We start from the raw sequence: 15179 nt of genomic DNA on the forward strand, positions 1-15179 counted from the left end.
TCGCAGGCTCCTGTCAGCGGCTGGCGAGAAGGGGAGCGCTGTCGCTCATGGCGTGCAGCGTAAAGCTGCGGGCATAGCCGGCCGGGTCCGAACCGTCCCAGACCTTGCCGTCGATCAGTTGGCTGCTGCGCATTTCCTGACTCCGGGCGGCTACACCGACAGCGGTGGCGGCCTCACGGTATAAGTCTAGTTGCTGGACTTGACGGGCCACGCCGAGGTAGTCCGGGTCGTCGCGCAGCAAACCCCAGCGACGGAACTGGGTCATGAACCACATGCCGTCGGACAAATACGGCAGATTGACCTCGCCGTCACCATGGAAACGCATGGCGTGCGGGTCTTGCCAGCGATGGCCCAGGCCGTCGGCGTAGTCACCAAGCAAGCGCGGTTCGATGCAGTCGAGCGGGGCATCGAGGTATTCGGGAGCACTCAACAGTTGCGCGGTGCTGCGGCGATTTTCGCGGCTGGCTTCGATGAATCGGCTGGCCTCGAGGATCGCCATCACCAATGCCCTTGCGGTATTGGGGTATTGCTCGACAAAGGCGCGAGTGCAGCCAAGGACTTTTTCCGGGTGATCGGGCCAGATCGTCTGGGTGGTGGCCATCGTGAACCCGAGATTTTGCTGCACCGCACTGGCAGCCCATGGCTCGCCGACACAGAACCCGTCAATGCGCCCGGCTTGCAGGTGCGCGACCATTTGCGGTGGCGGTACGACCACGCTGTCGACATCCTGCAACGGGTGAATGCCCTGACTCGCCAGCCAGTAATACAGCCACATGGCGTGGGTACCCGTAGGAAATGTCTGGGCGAAGGTCAGTTTTGGGCGACTTTGGTGCACATGCAGATGAAGTGCTTCAGGACTGGTCACGCCCAAGGCCTGCAATCCATGGGAGAGGTTGATGCTCTGGCCGTTCTGGTTCAGGCCCATGAGCACGGCCATGTCGGTGGAGGCTACGCCGCCGATGCCCAGATGCACGGCGTAGATCAGGCCGTACAGGCTGTGGGCGGCATCGAGTTCGCCGCTGACCAGTTTGTCCCGCAGGTTGGCCCAGGATGACTGGCGCTTGAGATTGAGGGTCAGGCCGTAAGGCTGGGCGAAGCCCTGGGTGGCGGCGACCACCACTGAGGCACAGTCACTGAGGGCCATGAAGCCAAGGTTGATTTCGGTTTTTTCCGGGGCATCGCTGCCGTTGACCCAGGCCAGTGGGCCGGCTGATGGTTCGTTCATCGATTTCGCACCTTCCAAAAAAAAGCGTCGTCCCAAGGCCCTTGCGTGGGCAAAGCCGGGTGACGACGCCATTGTCCTTCCACTCATCCCGTCGTTGGCATGAGTGCTGATGCCTGTGACGGTGCAAGGCATATGCCATCGCTGGCTGATTTTGTCGTGCGCCTCGCCTGTGGACTCGATGCGCGGCTATAATCGCCGCCTCTCATCGCCACCCGAGTCAAGCCTGCCCATGTACACCCTGGCCCGTCAGCTGTTGTTCAAACTTTCCCCGGAAACCTCCCACGATTTGTCCCTGGACCTGATCGGCGCGGGCGGGCGTTTGGGCCTCAACGGCTTGCTGTGCAAGGCCCCGGCGAAAATGCCGGTGACGGTCATGGGCCTGGAATTCCCGAACCCGGTGGGGCTGGCAGCCGGTCTGGACAAGAACGGTGCGGCGATCGACGGGTTTGCCCAATTGGGTTTCGGCTTTATCGAAATCGGCACCATTACCCCGCGTCCGCAACCGGGTAATCCGAAACCACGGATTTTCCGTTTGCCTGAGGCCGAAGCGATCATCAACCGCATGGGCTTCAACAACCTCGGCGTCGATCACTTGCTCGCTCGCGTGGCGGCAGCCAAGTACAAGGGCGTGCTGGGCATCAATATCGGCAAGAATTTCGATACGCCGGTCGAGCGCGCGGTGGACGATTACCTGATCTGCCTGGACAAGGTTTACGCCCACGCCAGCTACGTGACCGTCAACGTCAGCTCGCCGAATACCCCGGGCCTGCGCAGCCTGCAATTCGGCGATTCGCTCAAGCAATTGCTCGCCGACCTGGCCACGCGCCGGGCGGAATTGGCCCTGCGCCACGGCAAACATGTACCGCTGGCGATCAAGATCGCGCCGGACATGACCGACGAAGAAACCGCTCAAGTCGCCCAGGCGTTGATCGAAACCGGGATGGATGCGGTGATCGCCACCAACACCACCCTGAGCCGCGTTGGCGTCGAAGGCCTGGAGCATGGTGACGAGGCGGGCGGGTTGTCCGGCGCACCGGTACGCGACAAGAGCACCCACACCGTGAAGGTGCTGGCGGCGGAGCTGGCCGGTCGCTTGCCGATCATCGCCGTGGGCGGCATCACCGAAGGCAAGTACGCGGCTGAGAAAATCGCCGCGGGTGCGAGCCTGGTGCAGATCTATTCGGGCTTCATCTATAAAGGCCCGGCGCTGATTCGTGAATCGGTAGACGCCATCGCCGCGCTGCGTTGAACCCTGTGGGAGCGGGCTTGCTCGCGAAAGCGTTGGGTCAGTCAACATCATTTTTGAATGTTAAATCGCTTTCGCGAGCAAGCCCGCTCCCACAGGTAATGTGTTTGCAGCTTGAGAGTTTTATGCAGGCATAAAAAAGGGCTCCCCGAAGGAGCCCCTGGGCCGAAGCCCGCCGTCCGGATGGGACGTGCGTGGTTAAGTCGTTGCGTATTCAGATTGTCGTGTCGGAGTGTGTGCCCTGTATTAGCCGACGGCGTGAAGTTCGTTGAGTCTGTGGATTCCCGCAGTGCCGGTCATACCGTCCCAATTGTCGCCGCGTCCTTCTCGCCAGCCATTGATCCAGGCTTGGCGTACCGACGGTAGAGTAAAAGGGCAAAGCTCACGGGATTTACCACCAACGCCATATTGATATCCGCGCAAAAATGCTCTTTCCAACGGATCACGCTTAAGTCTTCTCATAGGGTGTTTCCCTCACTTGTTGACTGTATGTATCGCGTCGACCTCAATCGAGGTCAGGCAGAAAAACTCTGCCGTTGGTGGCTCGCTGCCGGCGTCGCGAGCCAAGGTGTTGACGCCGTTGCGACGTCAACCTGAGTTGAGTTCTAACCAATGCGTCACATCGAGGGAATGACCGTTTTGTCATAAGAACGTAACCATAAAGATGCTAAGGCCATAAGCAACACGATATTTGTCCCGTGTTGGTTGGCCAAACCCCGGTATGATCGGCCCTGCGCTGGATGATGGGGGTGCGCCTTAACGAGAATGACACCTGTTGCCCTTGGGGATTATTCGACGAAGGGTCGACTTATGACATTTTGTTGCATCAACTTTTTTATCTGCCCTGGCATCTAAGCTCTTTTAACCCGAGCAGTCAGGGTGGGACGGCACACCTTCGTGCCACGCGGGCGCTCTGTCAGAAAAGCGCCTGATTGAAAACCGGATCGGCAACGCGTTGCCGGTTCACTTAGCTAAAGGCTCTGGAACTACCATGTCCGATCGTTTCGAACTCTTCCTCACTTGCCCGAAAGGCCTTGAAGGTCTGCTCATCGAGGAAGCCGTCGGGCTTGGCCTTGAGGAAGCACGCGAGCACACCTCGGCTGTGCGCGGCATGGCCACCATGGAAACCGCTTATCGCCTGTGCCTGTGGTCGCGTCTGGCGAACCGTGTGCTGCTGGTGCTCAAGCGCTTCCCGATGAAGGACGCCGAAGACCTCTACCACGGCGTGCTGGATATCGAGTGGCAAGACCACATGCTCAATGACGGCACCCTGGCCGTCGAATTCAGCGGTCACGGTTCGGGTATCGACAACACGCACTTCGGCGCCTTGAAGGTCAAGGATGCCATCGTCGACAAACTGCGCACCCCGCAAGGTGATCGCCCGTCCATCGACAAGCTCAACCCGGACCTGCGCATTCATCTGCGTCTGGACCGTGGCGAAGCCATCCTGTCCCTCGACCTGTCCGGCCACAGCCTGCACCAGCGTGGCTATCGCTTGCAGCAAGGCGCGGCGCCGCTGAAGGAAAACCTCGCGGCGGCGATTCTGATCCGTGCCGGCTGGCCGCGCATTGCCGCCGATGGCGGCGCGCTGGCTGACCCGATGTGCGGTGTCGGCACGTTCCTGGTGGAAGCCGCCATGATTGCCGCCGACATGGCGCCAAACCTGCGTCGCGAGCAATGGGGCTTCACCGCCTGGCTCGGTCACGTGCCGGCACTGTGGAAAAAACTCCACGAAGAAGCCACCGAACGCGCCGCGGCCGGCCTGGCCAAGCCACCGCTGTGGATTCGCGGTTACGAAGCCGATCCACGCCTGATTCAACCGGGCCGCAACAACGTCGAACGTGCCGGCCTGAGCGAGTGGATCAAAATCTATCAGGGCGAAGTGGCGACGTTCGAGCCGCGCCCGGACCAGAACCAGAAAGGCCTGGTGATCTGCAACCCTCCGTACGGCGAGCGTCTGGGCGATGAGGCGAGCCTGCTCTACCTCTACCAGAACCTCGGCGAACGTCTGCGTCAGGCGTGCCTGAACTGGGAAGCGGCGGTATTCACCGGCGCCCCGGACCTGGGCAAGCGCATGGGCATCCGCAGCCACAAGCAGTATTCGTTCTGGAACGGTGCGTTGCCGTGCAAGTTGCTGCTGATCAAGGTCACGCCGGACCAGTTCGTCACTGGTGAGCGCCGTACCCCGGAACAGCGTCAGGCCGAGCGTGAACAGGCGGCCTACGATGAAGCACCGAGCGAGCCGCAAGAGCGCAAGTACAACAAAAACGGCAATCCGATCAAACCGGCTCCGGCACCCGCCCCGGTGATCGAGCAGCCGCGTCTGAGCGAGGGTGGGCAGATGTTTGCCAACCGCCTGCAAAAGAACGTCAAGGCGCTGAGCAAGTGGGTCAAGCGTGAAGGCATCGACTGCTATCGCGTCTACGATGCCGACATGCCGGAATATTCCATGGCCATCGACCTGTATCACGACTGGGTCCACGTTCAGGAATACGCCGCGCCGAAATCCATCGACCCGGAAAAAGCCTCGGCGCGGATGTTCGATGCCCTGGCGGCGATCCCGCAGGCATTGAACATCGACAAGAGCCGCGTGGTGGTCAAGCGTCGCGAGCGTCAGAGCGGTACCAAGCAGTACGAACGCCAGAGCGCCCAGGGCAAGTTCAATGAGGTCAGCGAAGGCGGCGTGCGGTTGCTGGTCAACCTGACCGACTACCTCGACACCGGGCTGTTCCTCGACCACCGGCCGATGCGCATGCGGATTCAGAAAGAAGCGGCCGGCAAGCGCTTCCTCAATCTGTATTGCTACACCGCCACGGCCAGCGTGCATGCGGCCAAGGGTGGCGCCCGTAGCACCACCAGCGTCGACCTGTCGAAAACCTACCTGGACTGGGCGCGTCGCAACCTGTCGCTGAACGGTTTCTCCGACAAGAACCGTCTGGAGCAGGGTGATGTGATGGCCTGGCTCGACGCCTGCCGTGACGAATACGACCTGATCTTCATCGACCCGCCGACCTTCTCCAACTCCAAGCGCATGGAAGGGATCTTCGACGTGCAGCGTGACCAGGTGCAGTTGATCGACCTGGCCATGGCGCGTCTGGCACCGGGCGGAGTGCTGTATTTCTCCAACAACTTCCGCAAGTTCCAGCTCGAGGAAAACCTCACCGAGCGTTATGCCGTTGAAGAAATCACCGCCCAGACCATCGATCCGGATTTCGCCCGTAATGGCAAGATCCACCGTGCCTGGAAGATCACTGCTCGCTGACACTTGAGCCTGATTGGATCCACAGAGCCTTGATTTTTAAAGGCTCTTTGGTTCTTTCAGTGCTGGTCAAATTAGTGGCTAATAGCTATAACTCAACTCATGGCCAATGGGCTTTTCCGGCACCTGGCGTTTTGAGTTGCCTCTATGTCGTTACACGCCGTGCGCCCCAAGATCCTGGGTTTTATCAGCGAAGATGTTTCGGCCTGGCTGGTCGCGCTGCTGGTATTGCTCGTCGGCGGGATTCTCACGGGATTGCTGGCCTGGGCAACACTCAATCAGTTCCATCAGCAAATGCGGCAACGTTTCCAGCTGCTCGCCAGTGAACGCTACAGCCGTATCGAAGAGCGTTTCGAAGATCAGGAGCAGCGCCTCGATGGCCTGCGCCGGTTCTTCGCCAATTCCGAGTCGGTGTCCCGCGAGGAATTCGACGGTTACGCCAAACCTCTTTTGCGGCGCACCCAAGCCTATTCCTGGGCACCTCGGGTTTCCCGCGCCGAACGCCCCTTGCTTGAACGCTTCGTGCATGACGAAGGCTTGAGCAATTTCACCTTTCGCGAACTCACCGCCGACGGCCAGTTGCAACCGGCCGCGGAACGGGACGAGTACGTGCCGGTGCTCTACACCCAAACCCAAAGCCGTCTGCCCACGCCGCTGGGTTACGACTTGCTGGCCCAACCCCTGCGCCGTTCGACCCTGGAGCGCGCCGATCGCAATGGCAGCATGGCCGTGTCGCAACCGCTGCATCTGGTAGGCATCGAGCCCGCCTATTCGCGAGGCGTGTTGCTGGTAGCGCCGGTCATCCGTCGGAACCCCTCGAATGCCACCCCCGACGGTTACGTCATGGCGGTGATCAGCATGCGTCAGCTGCTGGCGGATGGTCTGCCGGAAGAGAATCACGACTCTCTTTCAGTGCGTATCCTCGACCTGTCCACCAATGACCAACATGAAGTGCTGTACGAGTCGAGCAACGCGACGGGGGCCAGCGACTTGTCTTCCACGCGATTGCTACATCTGGCCGACCACGACTATCAAGTGGAGATGCGTCCCAGCGCCGCGTTCCTGCAAGCCAACCACTCCTCGGTGATCAGCCAGGTAGTGCTCGGTGGTTTGCTCAGCCTGCTGCTCAGTGTGTTTCTCTATGTGTTGGTCAGCCAGCGCCAACGGGCGCTGAAAATGGTCGAGCAACGGACCGAGGAACTGCACGCCCGTGAGCAAGAGCTGCGCGGCACGCACGGCCAATTGCGCGGCGTGCTGGATGCCGCGACTCAGGTGGCGATCATCGCCACCGACCTGCGCGGAATCATCAGCACCTTCAATGCCGGCGCGGAACACATGCTCGGCTACTCCAGTGCGCAGGCCGTGGGCCACATGACCCTGGAAAACCTGCATTTGCCCCGAGAACTCGAGGCGCGCTCGGCGGAGTTGAGCGTGCGCTATGGCAAGCCGATACCAACCTGTCAGTCGATGCTGGTCGAAGGCGGGGAAGAGGGCGGTCACGAAGCCCGGGAGTGGACGCTGGTGCGCCGCGACGGCAGCCATTTGACGGTGAACATGCTGGCGACCCCGGTTCTCGACGAGCAGGGCTTGTGGGTCGGGCACCTAGCGATCTGTATCGACGTCACCGAGCGCAAGCGTGTCCACGAGGCTCTGGCGGCGCGGGACTTGTTGTTGAAGAAACTCAGTGCCCATGTGCCCGGCGGGATTTACCAGTTCAAGATGGAATTCGACGGGCGCTTCAGTGTGATCTACGCCAGCGACGGGATGCGCGAGATCTACGAGCTCGAGCTGGACGTACTATTGCGCGATGCCGAAGCGGTATTCGCGCGGATTCATCCTCAGGACGCGCGCCGGGTCCGCGCGTCGATCCAGGCGTCGGCGGATACCCTCAGCCCCTGGCGCGAAGAGTATCGCGTGAAATTGCCCGAGCGTGGTTTGCGCTGGGTCCGTGGTGAAGCGACGCCGGAAGAACTGCCCGGTGGCGGCGTGCTGTGGCATGGCTACATTTCGGACATTTCCGACCTCAAGCGGGTGGAGGAGGAATTGCGCGCACTGTCGGTGACCGACTCGTTGACCGGGATCCATAACCGCCGCTTCTTCCAGGAGCGCCTGACCACCGAAATGGCCCGGGTCGAGCGCGGCGGTGGCGAGTTGTCGGTGATCATGCTCGACATCGACCATTTCAAGCGCATCAATGACCATCACGGCCATGCCGTGGGCGATCGGGTGTTGCAGGCGGTGTGTGAGCGCATTGGCGGTCGTCTGCGGCGCACCGATGTGTTCTGTCGCCTGGGGGGCGAAGAGTTCATGGTGCTCTGCCCGGATATCGACGGCGAACAGGCTCATGTATTGGCCGTGGAATTGTGGCAAGGGTTGCGCAGTTCGCCGATCGACGAGGTGGGGATCGTCACCGCCAGTTTCGGGATCGCCAGTTGGCGGGCCGGAGAGGGCGCGGATGCGTTGCTGTTGCGGGCGGATTCGGGGGTGTATGCGGCGAAGCAGGCGGGAAGGGATCGGGTTGAGGAGCAGATGAGCTAAACCGGGTTGTATGCAATCCCTGTGGGAGCGGGCTTGCTCGCGAATACGGCGTGTCATTCAGCATTAATGCCGACTGAAACACCGCATTCGCGAGCAAGCCCGCTCCCACATTTGATCTCTAGGGTTTGGTTACAACACCGACGCCGTGGTCGGCAGTTTCGGCTGGCGATACAGGTCCAGCAGCACCTGATCCAGCACCGAAGACGCGCCAAATGGAGCCTTGTCGTTAAGGATCGCCACCACCGCCCAGGTATTGCCATTGACATCGCGGCTGAAGCCGGAGATCGCTCGCACGGTGTTCAGGGTGCCGGTCTTGACGTGGGCTTCGCCGGCCATGGCCGTGCGCTTCAGGCGTTTGCGCATGGTGCCGTCGGTACCGGCAATCGGCATCGAACTGATGAACTCGGCGGCGTACGGGCTGCGCCAGGCGGCTTGCAGCATCGCGGCCATTTCACGGGCACTGACCCGTTCGGCGCGGGACAGACCGGAGCCGTTCTCCATCACCAGGTGCGGTGCGGTGATGCCTTTCTGCGCCAGCCACTGGCGCACCACGCGCTGGGCCGCTTTGGCGTCATCACCGTCGGCGTCGGTGCGGAATTTCTGGCCCAGGCTCAGGAACAACTGCTGAGCCATGGTGTTGTTACTGTATTTGTTGATGTCGCGAATGATTTCCGCCAGGTCCGGCGAGTAGGCCCGGGCCAGCACCTTGGCGCTGCTCGGCGTCGGTGCCAGACGATCCTGGCCCTGGATGCTGCCGCCCAGTTCTTTCCAGATCGCCCGCACGGCCCCGGCGGTGTAGGTCGCGTGGTCGAGCAGCGACAGGTAAGTCTGGGAGCTGCAACCTTCGCCCAACTGGCCGCCGACGGTCACGGTGACGCTGCCATCAGCCTGGGTCACCGGGTTGTAGCGCACGCCCCCGGTGCATTGCTTGGAATTGAGCGCCTTGACCTGATTGTCGATGCGGATGTTGGCAATCGGCGGTTCGACCGACACCAGGACCTTGCCCGAGTCGTTGCGGGCCACGAAGCGCAGGGCCTTGAGGTTGACCAGCAGTGAATCGGGCTTGACCAGGAACGGCTTGTTCTCGTCATTGCCGTCGTCGTTGAACTCGGGCAGTTGCGGTTGCACGAAGAAGCCGCGGTCCAGCACCAGGTCGCCGGTGACTTGGGTCACGCCGTTGGCACGCAGGTCGCGCATCAGCAGCCAGAGCTTTTCCATGTTCAGCTTCGGATCGCCGCCACCCTTGAGGTAGAGGTTGCCGTTGAGGATGCCACCGCTGAGGGTGCCGTCGGTGTAGAACTCGGTTTTCCACTGGTGGTTCGGGCCGAGCATTTCCAGGGCGGCATAGGTGGTGACCAGTTTCATGGTCGAGGCCGGATTGACCGAAACGTCAGCGTTATAAACGGTTGGGGTGCCCGGGCCGTTAAGCGGGATCATCACCAGCGACAAGGCGCTGTCCGGCAATTTGCTGGCCTTGAGGGCCTTTTCGACATTGGGCGAAAGCGCGGTGTTGATCGGCGCGGCGGAAACGGAGAGGGCCAGAGGCAGAAGAAGGCTGGCCAGCAGCAATGGACGCAAAGATTTGATCATTTGAAATAAAACCCTACAGCCGAGGGGGAAAAAGACGAGGGCATGGCGATAAATTCCCTCAGCGGTCATGAAAGTGTCGGCATTATGCCCCAAGGTGTAAGGGCTTGTGCCGCACCTTGGTCGTCTAATCCGCTATTTTTTTACCGACGGTAGACGTCGCACCGTTCTGAGGCGGGTAATCGGCGCCTTAAACTGCTAAAGTGCCGCCCGTTATTACTTATGAGGATTGTTCCAATGGCGACTAACCGTTCCCAGCGTCTGCGCAAAAAACTGTGCGTCGATGAATTTCAAGAGCTGGGTTTCGAACTGAACCTGGATTTCAAAGAAGATTTGGCTGATGAAGCCATTGATGCTTTCCTCGACGCGTTCCTGAAAGAAGCCATGGAAGCCAATGGTCTGGGCTATGTCGGCGGCGACGACTTCGGTCTGGTCTGCCTGCAGAAGCGTGGCTCGGTGACCGAAGCGCAGCGTGCCGCTGTTGAAGCCTGGCTCAAGGCCCGCAGCGAACTGACCGAAGCAACCGTCAGCCCGCTGATCGACGTCTGGTACCCGGAAAAGCCGATCAATCCGGTAGCCTGATGTTCTAAAAAACGGCGACCCCAAGGGGCGCCGTTTTTTTTCAGGCTTTACGCCAATTCAGAATCACCAGCGTCAACACCCCCGCGACAATCCCCCAGAACGCCGAACCGATGGAAAACAGCGTCAGCCCCGATGCCGTCACCATAAAGGTAATCAGCGCCGCTTCCCGTTCCTGCACTTGCGCCATGGCGATGCTCAAGCCATTGATGATCGAGCCGAACAGCGCCAGCGCGGCAATCGACAGCACCAGTTCTTTAGGCAACGCGGCAAACAACGCCGCCAACGTCGCGCCGAACACCCCGGCAATTCCGTAGAAAATCCCGCACCAGACAGCGGCCGTGTAGCGCTTGTTGCGGTCCTCATGGGCATGCGGCCCGGTGCAGATCGCTGCGCTGATGGCGGCCAGGTTGATCCCGTGGGAACCGAACGGTGCCAACAGCAACGAGGCAATGCCGGTGGTGGTGATCAGCGGCGAGGCCGGTACGTTGTAGCCGTCGGCGCGCAAAACGGCGATGCCCGGCATGTTCTGCGAGGTCATCGCCACCACGAACAGCGGGATGCCGATGCTGATGGTCGCGGCCAGGGAGAAGTGCGGTGTGGTCCAGACCGGGGTCGCGACTTCCAGGTGAAAGCCACTGAAATCCAGCAACCCCATGAACCCCGACAAGGCAGTGCCGATCAACAGCGCCGCGAGCACGGCATAGCGGGGCGACAGGCGCTTGACCAGCAGATACGTGAAGAACATCCCCAGGACCAGCGCGGTACGATGCTGGGCCGCGACGAAAATCTCGCTGCCGATCTTGAACAGAATCCCTGCCAGCAGCGCCGCCGCCAACGAGGCCGGAATCTTTTTCACCAGCCGTTCGAAACTGCCGGTCAGGCCGCACACGGTCACCAATACCGCGCAAGTCATGTAGGCACCGATGGCCTCGCCGTAGCTGACACCCCCCAGGCTGGTGATCAGTAACGCCGCGCCGGGGGTCGACCAGGCAATGGTGATGGGGGTGCGATAACGCAGGGACAGGCCGATCGAGCACACCGCCATGCCAATCGAGATTGCCCAGATCCACGACGAAATCTGCCCGCTGGTCAGGCCCGCCGTTTTCCCTGCCTGGAACATCAGCACCAGCGAGCTGGTGTAGCCGGTCATCATGGCGATGAACCCGGCGACGATGGCCGAGGGCGACGTGTCGGTCAGGGGGCGAAGCTGCGTGTGCGTGGCGTCGGTCATGACAGCGGTGTTCCTTTTGTTCTGGTAAAGATGTCCGTAGCAACGCTGAACCCTGTGGGAGTGTGGCTCCTACAGGGGATTGTGTTTGGGCTGCGGATTCTGCGATCAAGCCTAAACTGAAAAGTAACCGGTCGTTGCAATACAGCGAGGGCGACAAACAGCCGTACAGTCGTGTTGCCACCTTCCATTGTGTACAATCGCGATGTTTTTTACGCGATACTTGCCAGCGACCCACTGTGCCGTATTACAGTCACGGTCAATTCGCCGCAGTTCTCCCGACTCGAGTGCCCATGAACGAACAGTTGCAACCCCTCAAGAAACAACCGCGAGCAGGCAAAGCCGGCCGCAGCGGTACCCAGGACGATATCGTCTACGCGCATATCTTCGAGGCCATCCTCGAACAGCGTCTGGCGCCCGGCACCAAGTTGAGCGAAGAAGCGCTGGGGGAAATTTTCGGGGTCAGCCGCACCATCATTCGCCGCGCGCTGTCGCGTCTGGCCCATGAAGGTGTGGTGTTGCTGCGACCGAATCGCGGCGCTGTCGTCGCCAGCCCGAGTGTCGAGGAGGCTCGTCAGGTGTTCATGGCGCGGCGTCTGGTGGAGCGGGCGATCACTGAACTGGCGGTGCAGCACGCCACTGCCGAGCAGATTGCCGACTTGCGGCAGATGGTCAACGACGAGCGCGACAGCTTCTCCCGTGGCGATCGCGGTGCCGGTATTCGTCTGTCGGGCGAGTTCCACCTGAAACTGGCCGAAGCGGCGAAAAACGCGCCTTTGATCAGCTTCCAGCGCAGCCTGGTGTCCCAGACGTCGCTGATCATCGCCCAGTACGAGAGCGGCAACCGTTCGCACTGTTCCTACGATGAACACACCCAACTGATCGACGCCATCGAAGCACGGGACGCGACGCTGGCAGTGGATTTGATGATGCACCACATGGACCACATCGATAGCAAACTCAACCTCGACGAAGAAAGTGCGTCGGATGATTTGCATGCGGTGTTCTCGCATCTGTTGCAGACCAAGAAGCCTGGGCGGCCTGTCGCCAAGCTTTAAGTCAGACCGAGTCGCGCCCTTCGCGAGCAAGCCCGCTCCCACAGAGATCTGTGGTGTTCACAAGGTTTGCATCCCGCACCGAACCCTGTGGGAGCGGGCTTGCCCGCGAAGGCGATATGACAGGCAATAAAAATCCCCCGGGCTATAAGCGACGGGGGATTTTTTATGCCTGAAAGACTTTAGCGCTGATGCACCAGACTCCCCGCCGCATATGTCTGCAACACCGTCCGGTCATCCCCCAGCGTCATCAACACAAACAACGTCTCGGCAATGTTGTTCGCCTGCTTCAAGCGATAGCTCAGCAGGGGCGTGGCGTTGTAGTCCAGCACCAGGAAGTCCGCGTCGGTGCCCGGTTGCAGGGTGCCGATCTTGTCTTCCAGGCGTAGCGCCCGGGCGCCGCCGAGGGTGGCCAGGTACAGCGACTTGAACGGGCTCAACCGTGCGCCTTGCAGTTGCATGACCTTGTAGGCTTCGTTCAGGGTTTGCAGCAGCGAGAAACTGGTGCCGCCACCAACGTCGGTCCCGAGGCCGACATTGAGTTTGTGCTTCTCGGCCATCGGCAGATTAAACAGGCCGCTGCCGAGGAAGAAGTTCGAGGTCGGGCAGAAGGCGATGGCCGAACCGGTTTCCGCCAGGCGCGCGCATTCGTCGTCGCACAGGTGCACGCCATGGGCGAACACCGAGCGCTCGCCGAGCAGTTGGTAGTGATCGTAGACGTCCAGGTAGCCCTTGCGCTCCGGGAACAGTTCCTTGACCCACTCGACTTCCTTGAGGTTTTCGCTGATGTGGGTCTGCATGTACAGATCCGGGTATTCGCTGAGCAACTGCCCCGCCAGTGCAAGCTGTTCCGGGGTGCTGGTCGGGGCGAAGCGCGGGGTGACGGCGTAATGCAAGCGGCCCTTGCCGTGCCAGCGTTCGATCAGCGCCTTGCTTTCGACATAGCTCGATTCGGCGGTGTCGGTCAGGTAGTCCGGCGCATTGCGGTCCATCATCACCTTGCCGGCGATCATCCGCAGATCCAGCTGTTCGGCGGCCTCGAAAAACGAATTCACCGATTGCGGATGCACGCTACCGAAGACCAGCGCAGTGGTGGTGCCGTTGCGCAGCAGTTCCTTGATGAAAATATCCGCCACTTGGTCAGCATGGGCCTTGTCGGCGAACTGTCTTTCGCACGGAAAGGTGTAGGTGTTCAGCCAGTCCAGCAGTTGCTCGCCGTAGGCGCCGACCATGCCGGTTTGCGGCAGGTGAATGTGGGTGTCGATGAAGCCGGGAGTGATCAGTGCGTCCTGATAATGGGTGATTTCGATGTCGGCCGGCAGGGTCGGCAGCAATTCGCTGGCGTGGCCGATGGCGTTGATCTGGCCGTTCTCGACCACCAGCAGGCCGTCTTCGAAATATTCGTAAGAGGCTTCGATGCCCACTTCGGCAGGGTCGGCGATGCTGTGCAGAATGGCGGCGCGGTAGGCTTTGCGAGTCATTGGCATGGGGTTCTCAATTAGTTCGAAGCTTTTCAATTCGAGGCTTTTCAGTTCGAAGCTCTTCAGTTAGAAGCTTGGCTGCGGCGTGAAGCAGGCAGCAGTTTGGCGATCGATGATCCGGCGCTGGCGGTGTGCAGGCCGAAATTCGCGTTATAGGTGGCGATGATTTCGCCGGCGATGGAGATGGCAATTTCTACAGGCAACTTGCCTTTGACTTCGCCCAGCCCCATCGGGCAGCGCATGCGTTGCAGCACGGCGCTGTCGAAACCACGATCACGCAGGCGGTGTTCGAACTTCACCCGTTTGGTCTTCGAACCGATCAGGCCGAAGTAGGCGAAGTCGTTGCGTTTGAGAATCGCGGCGGTGAGTTCAAGGTCGAGCTGGTGGTTGTGGGTCATGACGATGCAATAGCTGCCGGCGGGCAGGTCATCGACTTCATCCAGCGGCTCTTCGGTGACGATTTTGCGCACGCCGTGTGGGATCTGCTCGGGGAATTCGGCTTCCCGCGAATCGATCCAGCGCACCCGGCAGGGCAGGCTGGCGAGCAGCGGCACCAGCGCCCGACCGACGTGGCCGGCGCCGAACACCGCAATCTGCGCCTGGACCTGACCCATCGGTTCGAACAGCAACACGGTCACGCCACCGCAACACTGACCCAGGCTGGCGCCGAGGCTGAAGCGCTCCAGATGAGTGTCCTGCCGGCCGCTGGCAAGCATCTCGCGGCCGATCTGCATGGCCTTGTATTCCAGATGCCCGCCACCGATGGTGTCGAACGTTTGCGTGGCGCTGATGACCATCTTCGAGCCGGCATTGCGCGGCGTCGAGCCGAGCTCTTCGATGATGGTCACCAACACACAGGGTTCACCCCGGGTTTGCAGGTCGGCGAGGGCGTCGATCCAGTTGTACATGGTTCACCTCAACATCTCTGTTGTCTGTTCGGCCGTCTTCGCGAGCAAGCCCGCTCCCACTTTGGAATGC

The 15179-nt window shown here is 60.8% G+C and carries 11 protein-coding genes; 5 read left to right on the forward strand and 6 right to left on the reverse strand.

From position 1 onward, the window contains the following. Positions 1-13 precede the first annotated feature (13 nt). Positions 14-1225: a CmpA/NrtA family ABC transporter substrate-binding protein gene (locus PSH64_RS09100; protein WP_105339608.1), complete on the reverse strand. Its 1212-nt coding sequence runs from the start codon at positions 1223-1225 to the stop codon at positions 14-16. A 229-nt stretch (positions 1226-1454) separates the two neighbouring features. On the opposite strand from PSH64_RS09100, the gene PSH64_RS09105 reads away from it, so the two are divergent. Continuing rightward, a complete protein-coding gene (locus PSH64_RS09105) occupies positions 1455-2474 on the forward strand; it encodes a quinone-dependent dihydroorotate dehydrogenase (RefSeq protein WP_305480489.1) in 1020 nt (339 codons plus the stop codon). A gap of 243 nt (positions 2475-2717) precedes the next feature. Here the strand turns inward: PSH64_RS09105 and rmf are convergent, their stop codons facing one another. Further along, positions 2718-2933 (reverse strand): ribosome modulation factor, encoded by a 216-nt coding sequence (rmf, locus tag PSH64_RS09110; protein WP_003223300.1) that lies wholly within the window; start codon positions 2931-2933, stop codon positions 2718-2720. Positions 2934-3462: 529 nt separating this feature from the next. On the opposite strand from rmf, the gene rlmKL reads away from it, so the two are divergent. Both rlmKL and PSH64_RS09120 read left to right on the forward strand, forming a co-directional pair. Then, the gene (gene rlmKL, locus PSH64_RS09115; protein ID WP_105339607.1) at positions 3463-5733 is read left to right on the forward strand and encodes a bifunctional 23S rRNA (guanine(2069)-N(7))-methyltransferase RlmK/23S rRNA (guanine(2445)-N(2))-methyltransferase RlmL; all 2271 of its coding nucleotides are present in this window, start codon (positions 3463-3465) and stop codon (positions 5731-5733) included. Between the two features lie 144 nt (positions 5734-5877). Beyond that, positions 5878-8268: a diguanylate cyclase gene (locus PSH64_RS09120; protein WP_305480490.1), complete on the forward strand. Its 2391-nt coding sequence runs from the start codon at positions 5878-5880 to the stop codon at positions 8266-8268. A 129-nt stretch (positions 8269-8397) separates the two neighbouring features. Here the strand turns inward: PSH64_RS09120 and dacB are convergent, their stop codons facing one another. Continuing rightward, a complete protein-coding gene (gene dacB, locus PSH64_RS09125) occupies positions 8398-9858 on the reverse strand; it encodes a D-alanyl-D-alanine carboxypeptidase/D-alanyl-D-alanine-endopeptidase (RefSeq protein WP_105339605.1) in 1461 nt (486 codons plus the stop codon). A 234-nt stretch (positions 9859-10092) separates the two neighbouring features. Here dacB and PSH64_RS09130 point away from each other — a divergent pair, with 234 nt between their 5' ends. Further along, positions 10093-10437 (forward strand): YggL family protein, encoded by a 345-nt coding sequence (locus tag PSH64_RS09130; protein ID WP_105339604.1) that lies wholly within the window; start codon positions 10093-10095, stop codon positions 10435-10437. A gap of 40 nt (positions 10438-10477) precedes the next feature. Here the strand turns inward: PSH64_RS09130 and PSH64_RS09135 are convergent, their stop codons facing one another. After that, entirely contained in the window at positions 10478-11668 is a 1191-nt protein-coding gene (locus PSH64_RS09135; protein ID WP_305480491.1) for a benzoate/H(+) symporter BenE family transporter, read from the reverse strand. A 290-nt stretch (positions 11669-11958) separates the two neighbouring features. Here PSH64_RS09135 and PSH64_RS09140 point away from each other — a divergent pair, with 290 nt between their 5' ends. Then, positions 11959-12723, forward strand: a complete 765-nt coding sequence (locus PSH64_RS09140; RefSeq protein ID WP_105339602.1) for a GntR family transcriptional regulator — start codon at positions 11959-11961, stop codon at positions 12721-12723. Between the two features lie 179 nt (positions 12724-12902). Here the strand turns inward: PSH64_RS09140 and guaD are convergent, their stop codons facing one another. Both guaD and xdhC read right to left on the reverse strand, forming a co-directional pair. Further along, positions 12903-14201 (reverse strand): guanine deaminase, encoded by a 1299-nt coding sequence (gene guaD, locus PSH64_RS09145; protein WP_305481126.1) that lies wholly within the window; start codon positions 14199-14201, stop codon positions 12903-12905. A gap of 62 nt (positions 14202-14263) precedes the next feature. Further along, positions 14264-15109, reverse strand: a complete 846-nt coding sequence (gene xdhC, locus PSH64_RS09150; protein ID WP_305480492.1) for a xanthine dehydrogenase accessory protein XdhC — start codon at positions 15107-15109, stop codon at positions 14264-14266. Between the last annotated feature and the right edge of the window lie 70 nt (positions 15110-15179).

Source organism: Pseudomonas sp. FP1742, assembly GCF_030687145.1.
GTDB classification, from domain to species: Bacteria; Pseudomonadota; Gammaproteobacteria; order Pseudomonadales; family Pseudomonadaceae; genus Aquipseudomonas; species Aquipseudomonas frederiksbergensis_D.

Coding starts and splice junctions, on each gene's coding strand:
- PSH64_RS09100 (WP_105339608.1), bottom strand. CDS start 1,225: ATGAACGAACCATCAGCCGGCCCACTGGCCTGGGTCAACGGCAGCGAT.
- PSH64_RS09105 (WP_305480489.1), top strand. CDS start 1,455: ATGTACACCCTGGCCCGTCAGCTGTTGTTCAAACTTTCCCCGGAAACC.
- guaD (WP_305481126.1), bottom strand. CDS start 14,201: ATGACTCGCAAAGCCTACCGCGCCGCCATTCTGCACAGCATCGCCGAC.
- dacB (WP_105339605.1), bottom strand. CDS start 9,858: ATGATCAAATCTTTGCGTCCATTGCTGCTGGCCAGCCTTCTTCTGCCT.
- PSH64_RS09120 (WP_305480490.1), top strand. CDS start 5,878: ATGTCGTTACACGCCGTGCGCCCCAAGATCCTGGGTTTTATCAGCGAA.
- PSH64_RS09130 (WP_105339604.1), top strand. CDS start 10,093: ATGGCGACTAACCGTTCCCAGCGTCTGCGCAAAAAACTGTGCGTCGAT.
- rmf (WP_003223300.1), bottom strand. CDS start 2,933: ATGAGAAGACTTAAGCGTGATCCGTTGGAAAGAGCATTTTTGCGCGGA.
- xdhC (WP_305480492.1), bottom strand. CDS start 15,109: ATGTACAACTGGATCGACGCCCTCGCCGACCTGCAAACCCGGGGTGAA.
- PSH64_RS09140 (WP_105339602.1), top strand. CDS start 11,959: ATGAACGAACAGTTGCAACCCCTCAAGAAACAACCGCGAGCAGGCAAA.
- PSH64_RS09135 (WP_305480491.1), bottom strand. CDS start 11,668: ATGACCGACGCCACGCACACGCAGCTTCGCCCCCTGACCGACACGTCG.
- rlmKL (WP_105339607.1), top strand. CDS start 3,463: ATGTCCGATCGTTTCGAACTCTTCCTCACTTGCCCGAAAGGCCTTGAA.